We start from the raw sequence: 12,184 nt of genomic DNA, 5'->3' as shown, positions 1-12,184 counted from the left end.
AGTTTGTCAGTCTAATTGTCTTGGCATAATTTTCGAACGGTTATTTAGCATTAAAACAATAATTAATTAATAAAAACTTAAATAGAATGGGCTTAAACATTAAACCTTTAGCAGACCGAGTTCTTGTAGAACCAATGGAAGCTGAAACAACTACAGCTTCTGGTATTATTATTCCTGATAATGCAAAAGAAAAGCCGCAAAAGGGAACTGTAGTTGCCGTTGGAAACGGCAAAAAAGACGAACCTTTAACTGTTAAGGTTGGTGACACTGTATTATATGGAAAGTATGGAGGAACCGAACTTAAATTAGAAGGCAAAGACTATTTAATGATGCGCGAGAGTGACATCTTGGCAATTGTTTAATCTATTTACAAATCAATTAAAACTTATTACAAAATGGCAAAGGATATAAAATTTGATATCGAAGCACGTGACGGGTTAAAACGTGGCGTTGATGCTTTAGCAAATGCAGTAAAAGTAACATTAGGACCAAAAGGACGTAATGTTATCATTGGAAAATCATTTGGTGGTCCTTCAGTGACCAAAGATGGAGTTTCAGTAGCAAAAGAAATTGAATTAGAAGACGAGTTAGAAAACATGGGTGCTCAAATGGTTAAAGAAGTTGCTTCTAAAACCAATGATTTGGCTGGTGATGGTACAACTACGGCAACAGTATTAGCTCAGGCTATTGTGAAAGAAGGTCTTAAGAATGTCGCTGCTGGTGCAAATCCAATGGATTTAAAACGTGGCATCGATAAAGCAGTTGAAGCTATCACAGGAGATTTAGAAAAGCAAGCTAAAAAAGTTGGTAATTCTTCAGAGAAAATTCAACAAGTAGCTTCAATTTCTTCAAATAACGATAGTACCATAGGTGAACTTATTGCTAAAGCATTTGGTAAAGTAGGTAAAGAAGGTGTTATCACAGTTGAGGAGGCAAAAGGAACAGATACATATGTCGACGTTGTTGAAGGTATGCAGTTTGACAGAGGTTACCTTTCTCCTTACTTTGTAACAGACGCTGATAAAATGATCGCAGATCTAGAAAACCCATACATCTTATTATTTGATAAGAAGATTTCGAATTTACAGGAAATCCTTCCAATATTAGAGCCAGTTGCACAATCTGGACGTCCATTATTAATTATTGCTGAGGATGTAGAAGGACAGGCATTGGCTACATTAGTTGTAAACAAACTTAGAGGTGGCTTAAAAATTGCCGCAGTTAAAGCTCCAGGATTTGGTGACAGACGTAAGGCAATGTTAGAAGACATCGCCATCTTAACTGGTGGAGTTGTAATCTCTGAAGAAAGAGGATTCTCGCTAGAAAATGCTGATCTTACTATGTTGGGTAGTGCTGAAACAGTTACAATTGACAAAGACAATACTACAATTGTTAATGGTGAAGGTAAAGCTACAGATATCAAGGCAAGAGTTAATCAAATAAAAGCTCAAATAGACACAACAACTTCAGATTATGATAGAGAAAAACTACAAGAGCGTTTAGCTAAATTAGCAGGTGGTGTTGCAGTATTATATGTTGGTGCGGCATCAGAAGTTGAAATGAAAGAAAAGAAGGATCGTGTAGATGATGCTTTACATGCAACTAGAGCTGCTGTAGAAGAAGGTATTGTTGCTGGTGGTGGTGTTGCTTTAGTAAGAGCAAAGAAAACCCTAGAGAAATTAGAAACTGAAAATTTAGATGAAACTACAGGTGTTCAAATAGTAAATAAAGCTATTGAATCTCCATTGAGAACTATAGTCGAAAATGCTGGTGGTGAAGGTTCAGTTGTAATCAATAAAGTACTTGAGGGTAAAAAAGATTTTGGATATGATGCTAAGTCTGAAAAATATGTTGACATGCTCAAAGCTGGTATTATTGATCCTAAGAAAGTAACTCGTATCGCATTAGAAAATGCGGCATCTGTTGCTGGTATGATCTTAACTACGGAATGTGCTTTAGTGGATATTAAAGAAGACACTCCTGCAATGCCTCCAATGGGTGGTGGCGGAATGCCAGGCATGATGTAGTCATATATAGAAAAATCATAACTATATATAAAAAGCCTCAACAATTGTTGAGGCTTTTTTTGTTTTATTTTCCTGAAGATTTTTTAAGTTTTCCCTCATGGTCTTTCACTGCATCTTTGTCTCGATACTTACAACAAGGGTGCACAGAATTATAAGCTTCTTCTGTTGCTTTAATTTCTTTGGTATCGTGTCCTACGTCAGCTAATTTTTGTGCAATTGTTTTAAGATTCGTTTTACCCTCATCATAAATAAGTTTAAGCTCGTGTGTATCTACACTCCAAACAGCAGATTTAACTCCTTTTGTTCTAATTGCAGCTTTTTCGATTCGTTCTTTACACATCATGCAAACACCATCTACTTCCATACTCACCTTTGTATTTTTATTTTGAGAAAAAGCAATCATCCCAAAACAAAGGGCTAATAGAGTTATTATATTTTTCATGTTTTTATTTTTTAAATTTTCTTAATTCATTTTAAATCTAAGTCCTGCATAATACATGCTTCCAAAAATAGGACCATACACAAAGTTACTATCAAAATTTGAACCAAATGGGTTATCTGGGCTAATAATTGGGTTGGACTGTCTCACATTTGTTACATTTTCTCCTCCAATATAAATTTCAAAACTTGGCGAAAACACCTTAGTCATTTGTAGATTTAAAGTTCCAATTGTAGGTGAATATTCATCTAATTGAAATTCAGGTGCGCTTGCATCAGTATTGGGGAAACGCTGTTTGCTCAACCAGTTATACGTTGCATCGAATTTCCATTGCGATCCATTTGTGGTCAACTCCGTTTTGTAAGATGCATTTGCAAACAGACGATGTTTGGGGATCAGCGGATTATCTAACCTACCACTTAAATAATCTGTTTGAATATCATAAAACTTATAAGCCATTCGGAAATCAAAATTTTCGAAGGCATTATAATTAAACTCTAACTGAAAACTATTTGCAAAACTTTCACCTTCTAGATTGTAAAAATTTATTTCAGATGGATTTTCCCAATCAGTTATAACCTGATTTTCAAAATCTGTTCTATAAAAATCTAGTGTAACATCTGCTTTTCTCTCAAAAAGATTAAATCCTTGTAAATAGCTAAAACCATAATTCCATGCAATCTCCGGATCTAAACCGTAAATCTTCCCTCCTATTCCAAGAATATTAATTTGCCTAGAACTCGAGAACATATTTTGAGTCTCAGCAAAAATATTGGCACTTTTTATACCTCTACCAATTGAAGTCCTAAATACGGATTTTTCCCAAGGTGTATACCTAACATGTAATCTTGGTGTTATAAAAAATCCAAATCTATTATGTTGGTCTGCTCTAATACCAGCAGTTAATGTCAACTTATCTAAATCATCATAAGAATATTCAAAGAAGCCTCCAAACGAGTTCTCTGTACGTTCATAATTATCAATATTGACCAACTCATCATAATTATCGTAGGTGAAAGTTAGTCCCGTTTTAATTTTATGCCTTGAATCTGTGATAATACTGTTATATACCAAATTTGAATAAAAACTTGTATGCTTTATATCGTATACATTTAACCCAAAATAAGATTCTTGATTATGTTGACTAAATGCTGTTTGAAAGCCTAAACTCTGATATGGGATTTCAGGATTAACATAACCAAGTTTGGTAGTTACCTCAAATCGTTCTGTATCTATCTCGCTTCCCCAAAAATTTGTAGTACCCATGTCACGACCTGGATCAAAATCAATTTGTCCAGACTGAGTGTTATCGTTAATATATCTAAGATTTATAAAACTGACTACACCTTTTACTGGATTCGTGTATTGCCACCTATTCATGATATTAATTTGCTCTTTTAAAGGGACATCTAAAAAAGAATCATCATTTCTATCAAACTTTTGATTTCGGAGATTACCATGGATATATAATCCACCACTCCATCTATCGGATACTTTTTTATTAATGTGGGTATTTAATTCTAGTCGTCCATTAATCCCTGCATACGTATTTACAAACAACTTGTTGTCAGTAATTGGTTTTACAAGTTCTGCATTAATTTGGCCTGCAATACTTTCAAAACCGTTCACCACACTTCCTGCACCTTTGGTAATCTGTATACTCTCAACCCAAGTTCCTGGTATAAAACTTAATCCATATGCTTGAGAAGCTCCACGAATTGCTGGGATATTTTCTGTTGCAATTAATATATAAGGGGAATTGAGCCCTAACATTTTTATCTGCTTAGTGCCCGTAACCGCATCGGCAAAATTGACATCAATTGATGGGTTGGTTTCAAAACTTTCTGAGAGATTACAGCACGCCGCTTTTAATAATTCCTCACTACTAACCGTGAACGTGTTAGTAGCTTTTAAGAAGGACTTTGTAGTGGCCTGTTTTCGTGATGTCACGGTTACTGCATCTAATTCATCCGATGATTGTAACACGTGCTTTATATATCTGTTCTCACTGACAATTACGGTATCAGTTTTAAAGCCAACATAACTTATTACAAGTTTGTTATAGGAAAACTTATATGGCAATGAAAATGTTCCATCTTCAGCCGTAACTGCACCTACTGTTGAGTTGAGCCAGAATACATTAGCTCCTTGTAATGGCACTTCTTTAGAACTACTGTTTTCTAAAACAACCCCTTTTAATTGTTCTTGGGAATAACCTATAAACCCAATGCTTATAAATAAAATGTATAAATATTTTTTCATGATTTAATTATAAAAATAACGTATGCACTATTCAGTGCTCTCTTAATTTTTGAGTTGTTACTTCTTAATCAAATGAGATAAGTTTCATCTAAAACATGTATGTCTTTGATGATTTTGGGAGGTTTGTAATACTTGTGCGGTATTATTGGTTTTGCTACCGTCTCAAACAGAAACATATAACTAAGGACATAAGACACTAAAGTAGTATATGTATCTTTTTCAATAGATTGAAAGTCTTTAACGGTCAATTCATCCTGACCTTCAATTATAACTACGATATCCTTGCAACAGGGTTTTTTAACATAACTAATATCTTCAGCACCTATACCACCACATTTTTTTGCCTGGCTAAAAATTGCAGTGTCAACTAAATGATTACCACAATAGTGTTTCTCAACAGTGAATGAAAATGTTGAAAAGAGCACTAAAAATGCTAGGAATAAAGAAAAGGACTTATGTAAAACAGTTGCTTTCACATTGCAAACCTACAAAATAAATTAAAAGATGAGATGAGTTTTATATTAGTCTTAACGATTCAATTTATAATAATAAAACGCTGGCAACAGAAGTATTAACAACAATGGCTGAATTAAAAATCGTCTTATATTAAAAAATAAATAATAATTTTCTTGCTTAGGATTAATTACAAAATATAAAAATGATGTCATTAAGGCTATGTATGCTAGTGTATAAATAAGTGTACTAAACTTTAAAATGCCCTTGTACTTAAAGATTACAAATAGTATTGCTAATGAAACCAAAGTATTTAACAAATATCTCAAACTCGTAAAAAATACCAGTTTAGCCACTTCACGACGTGGACTATCCATATACAAATAATCATTTTCAAAAAAGGAAAGGTATGGATCATAAAATAAAACATCCTCAAAAGCACGTATTAAAACGAGTATCAAAAAAAGAACAAACAAGATGATATATTTCACAACTCTAGGTATTGACTTTTTTCTTTTTTGCAAATTTATTAACCCAAATCATCCATAGAATAAATACTGTTCCATAAATAACAATTGGAAAAATAACAGAGTGTAAAATTTCTCTTCGCCAAGGATAATGGTATAAACAGGCAGACAAGATAACAATTCTTATGAGGTTAAAAGCATATATAATTATACTCCCAGCTAAACAATACAAAAATGTTGTTTTAAAATTATCAGCAAACGCGATTACAAAAGATAAAAACAAAACTATTATACTTATGGCATTGCAACCTTCAATAATTCGTGCCACAAACTTTCCGTTAATTACAACTTTCATTGAAGGCTCAGTTTCATGAGGAAAGACTTCAGTATCATAACCAATCACATCTAGTAAGTTTTCGGTTTGATTTGCCACTATATGTGTCGCATAGTCAGGATAATACAATAAACCGTCAGAATTACTGAGATATATTTTATACCCAATTGTAAGAACTGTATAAACTAATACAAAGGTTAGCATAAAACGTATTACAAGTTTATATTTAATTAAAATTGATCTCAACAATTAGATGTGTTAGTTTGTTGTTAAATTTATAAAAACAGTATTTCAAAATAGTGCATTTTGAATACTTTTACCAAAAGTTTTTCAACTTATGAACCTTATTCATTTAAAACCAGAAGTAAAATCAATAATAAATCAATCGGAAATTACCCTAGATGAACGATTACATAAGATTTGTGAATTACTAGAATCCAATGTTGACCATTATAATTGGGTTGGTTTTTATTTTAAAAATGGCAACAAAGAAGAATTGAAATTAGGACCTTATGTTGGTGAACCAACCGATCATACAATAATTCCTTATGGAAAAGGTATTTGTGGACAAGTTGCTGTAAGCAATCAGAATTTTGTTGTTCCAGACGTTTCAGCTCAAGATAATTACATTGCCTGTAGTATTACAGTTAAGGCCGAGATTGTAGTACCAATTTTTGTGAATGGTGAAAACATAGGTCAAATAGATATAGATTCTAATACTCCTGATCCTTTTACTGAAGCTGACGAACGCTTCCTTGAATTTGTTTGTGAAGAGGTTTCACATATTTTAGCTTAAATTACATTCCTGTTCTAATTGCTTCAACGGGATCTAATCTAGAAGCCGATAACGCTGGTATTAAACCAGAAATCAAACCTATAAAGGACGATATTAAAATACCTAATAGCATATTTCTAAAGGACAAAACAAATTCAAAATCTTCAGAGAGATTGTTTCCTATTATCGTGCCGATCCAAACCATAAACAAACCAACTACACCACCAACAATTGCTAGTATTATTGCTTCAAATAAAAACTGAAACAATATAAACTTATTCTTAGCACCTAAAGACTTTTGTATACCTATTAAATTGGTTCTCTCTTTTACACTAACAAACATAATATTGGCAATACCGAAACCACCAACCAGCAAGGAGAACCCACTAATAATCCAACCAATTAAATTCATTGTGCCAATAATGCCATCAATGGCATCTTGTAGTCCGGATATAACACTAATAAAAAACGTATCTATTTCATCTGGTTTTAAGCCTCTACGATTTCGTATTAACTGCACTACTTCTGCTTTTAAACCTGCTATATCTGAATCTTTTTCTGGTTTGATGATTATAATATTTCTGAAATTTTTATTGTTATCACCAAACCGTTTTCTTACATAATTGGCAGGAAGAAATATTGACTCGTCATTACTATCACCAAAAAGTCCTGAACCTTCTTTTTTGACAACTCCTATAACTGTAAATTTTTGTCCATACAGCCGTACTTTCTTTCCTATGGGTTCAAAATCACCAAACAAGGATTTAGCAATTTCCGAGCCTATAACCACAACTGGCCTACCAGCATTAGATTCAGATTCAGTGTAAAACCTACCTTTTTCAAATTCCAAAACTTGGATATCTGTGAATTCATTAGAAACCACCACAGTATTAATACTGCTTACCTGTTCAGATTCATACCTTATGTTTTCACGCCTAACAAATAATTGAAAAGCAACATGCTCTGCACCATTAAGATTTGCCTTTAGATACTTATACTCATTATAAGAAATCTCATCAAATGTCTCCCTTTTCCATCTTGGCACGTCAGTTGGGCCAAATGAAAAACTGGCCAAGTACATGGTATTACTATCTAATGCACTAAGAGATTCTCTAATATTTTTATCTAATGAATCTACTGCTGCCAATACAGCAATAATAGAAAATATGCCAATTGTAACGCCCAGTAAGGAAAGGAATGTCCTTAATTTATTGTTGCGTAGCGCATTAAATGCAAATGAAAAGCTTTCTTTAAATAAACGTAGATATACGAGCATGGTTACATTGAAACGGTTAAAGATAGTTGCTTTTCAATTATTATGATATTCCTAAAAGCTTAAATATATTTTTTGTGAATTACATACCTGTTCTAATGGCTTCCACAGGATCTAATTTTGATGCTGAAAAAGCCGGTATTACACCAGATATAAGACCAATTAAGGTAGATAATCCAAAACCTAGAAACATGTTTGCAAATGAGAGCACAAACTTAAAGTCTTCTACAAATCCATTCATTATGAGCGATATTATCCACACTAGGAATAAACCTACTAAACCACCAACTACAGCAAGAATTGTTGCTTCGAATAGAAACTGTAACAATATGAATCTGTTTTTAGCGCCAAGCGATTTTTGAATACCAATTAAATTGGTGCGTTCTTTAACACTCACAAACATAATATTGGCAATACCAAAGCCACCAACTAACAATGAGAATCCGCTAATAACCCAACCTACTGTATTCAAACCAGCAATTATTGCGTCTATAAAAGAAACTAATCCCGAAAGTTTATTAACAAAAAAATCATCTTCTTCATCAGCTTTCAATCCTCGATAATTTCTGAATTTCTGCTTCAAAACGCTTTCAAATGCACCAATATCAACATCTTTTTTTGGTTTTATAACCACAGCTCCAGGTAAACCGTCTACACCACCATTTCTAAATTGTCTTACAAAATTGGCTGGTACAAAACCTTTATCGTCTGGTGAATCCCCAAAATTTGCTCCATATTTTTTTAAAATACCAATTACAGTCAACTTTCTACCATATACCCTCACTACCTTACCTATTGGGTTGGCCTTATCAAACAAATTTTCAGCCAAATTAGAACCAATCACTATAACAGGTGCACCTGTATCAGACTCTAATTCAGAATAAAACCTTCCTTGAACAACCTTCAAATCATCAATAGTATATATGCCATGTGAAATTGGAGTTATGTTTATATTGGTGAGTGTTTCAGCCTGATATCTAATAGTTTCACTACCTCCAAAAATTACATACGCAGACTCTTCAATATCAGGTATATTTCGCCTTACAAACTCATAATCATCGTATTCCGTTTGCGGAAAGTTATCACGCTTCCACCTGGGAACATCAGTTGGACCAAATGAATATTTTGATAAATAAATTGTGTTCTTATCTAATCCAGAAAGGTTTTCCTTTATGTTTTTGTCAAGTGAATCCACTGCAGCCAAAACAGCAATAATAGAGAAAATCCCAACCGTTACTCCAAGCAACGATAAAAATGTGCGTAGTTTATTATTTCTAAGTGCATTTAAAGCAAAAGAAAAACTCTCTTTAAAAACCCTAAGATAGACTAACATAGATTGTTGTTTTTTCTCTATTTATCAATTAGACGTTTTCAACAATTCATTGTTACAAAAAACTTTAATAAACTGCCAAAATCACCAATAATTTCTTTTTGATTATCCGTATTTTTGGCGCATTAAATTTACAACAAACCACTATGAGCAACAAAACCATTTCATCTGCACTAATTTCAGTATTCAGTAAAGATGGATTAGCACCTATCGTTAAAAAATTAGACGAACTTAATGTAACGATATATTCAACCGGAGGAACAGAAAAATTTATAAAAGATTTAGGGATAAATGTAGTCCCTGTTGAAGATGTAACATCTTATCCCTCAATTTTAGGTGGAAGAGTTAAAACGTTACACCCAAAGGTTTTTGGTGGTATTCTAAATCGTCAAAACCATGATGGCGATGTTGCAGAATTAGCTGAATTTGAAATCCCTCAAATTGATTTGGTGATAGTTGATCTTTATCCGTTTGAAAAAACAGTGGCCTCTGGAGCTAGCAATCAAGATATTATTGAGAAAATAGATATCGGTGGTATTTCATTAATTAGAGCTGCAGCCAAAAACTATGCGGACGTTACATGTGTTTCTTCTGTTGAAGACTACAGTGAATTTTTAAATTTACTTAATACTAAAAATGGTGAAACTTCAGTAGAAGATAGACAGTATTTTGCCACTAAAGCATTTAATGTGTCGTCTCACTATGATACAGCCATTTTTAATTATTTTAATAAAAACCATGATCATACTGCGTTAAAAATCAGTGAAACAAATGGCAAAGTATTGCGCTATGGTGAAAACCCTCATCAAAAGGGATTTTTCTTTGGTAACTTTGATGCGATGTTCACAAAGCTTCATGGCAAGGAACTCAGCTACAATAATCTTTTGGATATTGATGCTGCAGTAAATTTAATTTTAGAATTTAAAGGTGAGGCACCAACATTCGCAATATTAAAGCATAACAATGCTTGTGGTTTTGCGCAACGAAATACTGTTTATCAAGCTTATATAGATGCACTGGCAGGTGACCCTGTTTCAGCCTTTGGTGGTATTTTAATTTCAAATACAGGAATTGACAAAGCAACGGCCGAAGAAATACATAAATTATTCTGTGAGGTTGTAATTGCATCATCATTCAGTAATGATGCCTTAGAAATTTTAAAAGGAAAGAAAAATAGAATCCTTTTAATCCTTAATGATGTGGAGTTACCAAAAAGTACAGTTAGAACATGTCTTAATGGAGCGTTAGTTCAAGAAAGAGATAGCAAAACAGACAGTATTGAAGATTTAAAAACAGTTACTTCAACCTCACCGAATCAAAACGAAATCGGAGATTTAATTTTTGCTTCAAAAATCTGTAAGCATACCAAATCTAACACAATTGTTTTGGCAAAAAATAAACAGCTTTGTGCTAGTGGAACTGGACAAACAAGTCGAGTTGATGCACTAAATCAAGCTATTCATAAAGCCAAATCATTCAATTTTGATCTAAATGGAGCTGTTATGGCAAGTGATGCTTTTTTTCCATTTCCAGATTGTGTAGAAATAGCAGATAATGCAGGTATTACAGCTGTTATTCAACCAGGCGGATCAATTAAAGATGAATTAAGCATCAATTATTGTAACGAAAATAATGTTGCCATGGTCTTTACCGGAACACGTCATTTTAAACATTAAAAAATAAATACGTAATCGACGTCTTAAATCGTAGAAATAATGTATAATTTATTACATTTACAGATAGTCAAAAAACTTGATAAAAGAGTAACCCAAATAATTAAATAGCGTATGGGATTTTTTGATTTCCTTACAGAAGAAATCGCAATAGATTTAGGTACTGCAAATACACTTATAATACACAATGATAAAGTTGTGGTAGATAGCCCCTCCATAGTTGCCAGAGATCGAATTAGTGGTAAAATTATCGCTGTTGGCAAAGAGGCGAATATGATGCAAGGTAAAACCCACGAAAACATTAAAACTATTCGCCCTTTAAAGGATGGAGTAATTGCAGATTTTGATGCCTCTGAACAGATGATAAGTTTGTTCATTAAAAATATCCCAGCTTTAAAAAAGAAGTTTTTTAATCCAGCCCTAAGAATGGTGGTTTGTATTCCATCTGGAATTACAGAGGTTGAAATGCGTGCGGTTAAAGAATCATGTGAAAGAGTTAATGGTAAAGAAGTTTACCTTATCCATGAACCTATGGCTGCCGCAATTGGTATTGGCGTAGATATTATGCAACCTAAAGGCAACATGATTGTTGATATAGGTGGTGGAACAACTGAAATTGCAGTTATAGCTTTAGGCGGGATTGTTTGTGATAAATCAGTAAAGGTTGCAGGTGATGTTTTTACAAATGATATTATTTATTATATGCGTACCCAACATAACCTATATGTTGGTGATAGAACTGCAGAAAAAATAAAGATTCAGATTGGTGCAGCCACAGAAGATTTAGAATTGCCTCCTGAAGATATGAGCGTTCAAGGTCGCGATTTACTAACCGGAAAACCTAAACAGGTTCAAATATCATATCGTGAAATTGCAAAGGCATTAGATAAATCTATTCTAAGAATTGAAGATTCTGTAATGGAGACTTTATCTCAAACTCCGCCAGAATTAGCTGCAGATATTTATAATACTGGTATTTATTTAGCAGGTGGAGGATCTATGCTTCGAGGTCTTGACAAGCGTTTATCCCAAAAAACAGATTTACCGGTTTATATAGCAGAAGATCCATTAAGAGCAGTCGTTAGAGGTACTGGGATTGTGCTTAAAAACTTACCTAAATACAAAAGCGTATTGATTAAATAAAGGATAAA

General features: G+C 33.3%; 12 protein-coding genes. 5 read left to right on the top strand and 7 right to left on the bottom strand.

Annotated features, from left to right (window positions below):
• Window positions 1-86: 86 nt before the first annotated feature.
• Window positions 87-362, top strand: coding sequence for a co-chaperone GroES (groES, locus tag DUZ96_RS03975; RefSeq protein ID WP_114300663.1), 276 nt, complete (start codon window positions 87-89; stop codon window positions 360-362).
• Between the two features lie 33 nt (window positions 363-395).
• A complete protein-coding gene (groL, locus tag DUZ96_RS03970; protein ID WP_114300662.1) occupies window positions 396-2,027 on the top strand; it encodes a chaperonin GroEL in 1,632 nt (543 codons plus the stop codon).
• A gap of 64 nt (window positions 2,028-2,091) precedes the next feature.
• On the opposite strand, the gene DUZ96_RS03965 is transcribed toward groL, so the two are convergent.
• From DUZ96_RS03965 to xrtF, 5 genes are all read right to left on the bottom strand, one after another.
• The gene (locus tag DUZ96_RS03965; protein WP_114300661.1) at window positions 2,092-2,469 is read right to left on the bottom strand and encodes a heavy-metal-associated domain-containing protein; all 378 of its coding nucleotides are present in this window, start codon (window positions 2,467-2,469) and stop codon (window positions 2,092-2,094) included.
• Window positions 2,470-2,490: 21 nt separating this feature from the next.
• On the bottom strand, window positions 2,491-4,728 hold the full coding sequence (locus DUZ96_RS03960) for a TonB-dependent receptor domain-containing protein (RefSeq protein ID WP_114300660.1): 2,238 nt from the start codon (window positions 4,726-4,728) through the stop codon (window positions 2,491-2,493).
• Between the two features lie 68 nt (window positions 4,729-4,796).
• Window positions 4,797-5,204, bottom strand: coding sequence for an HYC_CC_PP family protein (locus DUZ96_RS03955; protein WP_114300659.1), 408 nt, complete (start codon window positions 5,202-5,204; stop codon window positions 4,797-4,799).
• 51 nt (window positions 5,205-5,255) lie between these two features.
• Window positions 5,256-5,684, bottom strand: a complete 429-nt coding sequence (locus tag DUZ96_RS03950; RefSeq protein ID WP_114300759.1) for an exosortase F system-associated membrane protein — start codon at window positions 5,682-5,684, stop codon at window positions 5,256-5,258.
• Window positions 5,677-6,228, bottom strand: coding sequence for an exosortase family protein XrtF (gene xrtF, locus DUZ96_RS03945; protein ID WP_114300658.1), 552 nt, complete (start codon window positions 6,226-6,228; stop codon window positions 5,677-5,679). The genes DUZ96_RS03950 and xrtF overlap by 8 nt, the downstream gene beginning before the upstream one ends.
• A 91-nt stretch (window positions 6,229-6,319) precedes the next feature.
• On the opposite strand from xrtF, the gene DUZ96_RS03940 reads away from it, so the two are divergent.
• Window positions 6,320-6,778, top strand: coding sequence for a GAF domain-containing protein (locus tag DUZ96_RS03940; RefSeq protein WP_114300657.1), 459 nt, complete (start codon window positions 6,320-6,322; stop codon window positions 6,776-6,778).
• 1 nt (window position 6,779) lies between these two features.
• On the opposite strand, the gene DUZ96_RS03935 is transcribed toward DUZ96_RS03940, so the two are convergent.
• Together DUZ96_RS03935 and DUZ96_RS03930 are read right to left on the bottom strand one after the other, a co-directional pair.
• Entirely contained in the window at window positions 6,780-8,033 is a 1,254-nt protein-coding gene (locus DUZ96_RS03935) for an ABC transporter permease (protein WP_114300656.1), read from the bottom strand.
• A gap of 79 nt (window positions 8,034-8,112) precedes the next feature.
• Entirely contained in the window at window positions 8,113-9,363 is a 1,251-nt protein-coding gene (locus tag DUZ96_RS03930; RefSeq protein ID WP_114300655.1) for an ABC transporter permease, read from the bottom strand.
• A 143-nt stretch (window positions 9,364-9,506) separates the two neighbouring features.
• Between DUZ96_RS03930 and purH the strand changes: the two genes are divergently transcribed.
• Together purH and DUZ96_RS03920 are read left to right on the top strand one after the other, a co-directional pair.
• Entirely contained in the window at window positions 9,507-11,036 is a 1,530-nt protein-coding gene (gene purH / locus DUZ96_RS03925) for a bifunctional phosphoribosylaminoimidazolecarboxamide formyltransferase/IMP cyclohydrolase (protein ID WP_114300654.1), read from the top strand.
• Window positions 11,037-11,147: 111 nt separating this feature from the next.
• Window positions 11,148-12,176, top strand: coding sequence for a rod shape-determining protein (locus DUZ96_RS03920; RefSeq protein ID WP_114300653.1), 1,029 nt, complete (start codon window positions 11,148-11,150; stop codon window positions 12,174-12,176).
• Window positions 12,177-12,184 lie beyond the last annotated feature (8 nt).

The organism is Winogradskyella sp. KYW1333, from assembly GCF_003335675.1.
Taxonomy (GTDB): Bacteria; Bacteroidota; Bacteroidia; order Flavobacteriales; family Flavobacteriaceae; genus Winogradskyella.
This window is presented reverse-complemented; position numbering and strand designations above follow the sequence as displayed.

What these genes read in the sequence shown, in the direction of transcription:
- groES (WP_114300663.1), top strand. Translation starts at nt 87, where the DNA reads ATGGGCTTAAACATTAAACCTTTAGCAGACCGAGTTCTTGTAGAACCA.
- groL (WP_114300662.1), top strand. Translation starts at nt 396, where the DNA reads ATGGCAAAGGATATAAAATTTGATATCGAAGCACGTGACGGGTTAAAA.
- DUZ96_RS03965 (WP_114300661.1), bottom strand. Translation starts at nt 2,469, where the DNA reads ATGAAAAATATAATAACTCTATTAGCCCTTTGTTTTGGGATGATTGCT.
- DUZ96_RS03960 (WP_114300660.1), bottom strand. Translation starts at nt 4,728, where the DNA reads ATGAAAAAATATTTATACATTTTATTTATAAGCATTGGGTTTATAGGT.
- DUZ96_RS03940 (WP_114300657.1), top strand. Translation starts at nt 6,320, where the DNA reads ATGAACCTTATTCATTTAAAACCAGAAGTAAAATCAATAATAAATCAA.
- DUZ96_RS03935 (WP_114300656.1), bottom strand. Translation starts at nt 8,033, where the DNA reads ATGCTCGTATATCTACGTTTATTTAAAGAAAGCTTTTCATTTGCATTT.
- DUZ96_RS03930 (WP_114300655.1), bottom strand. Translation starts at nt 9,363, where the DNA reads ATGTTAGTCTATCTTAGGGTTTTTAAAGAGAGTTTTTCTTTTGCTTTA.
- purH (WP_114300654.1), top strand. Translation starts at nt 9,507, where the DNA reads ATGAGCAACAAAACCATTTCATCTGCACTAATTTCAGTATTCAGTAAA.
- DUZ96_RS03920 (WP_114300653.1), top strand. Translation starts at nt 11,148, where the DNA reads ATGGGATTTTTTGATTTCCTTACAGAAGAAATCGCAATAGATTTAGGT.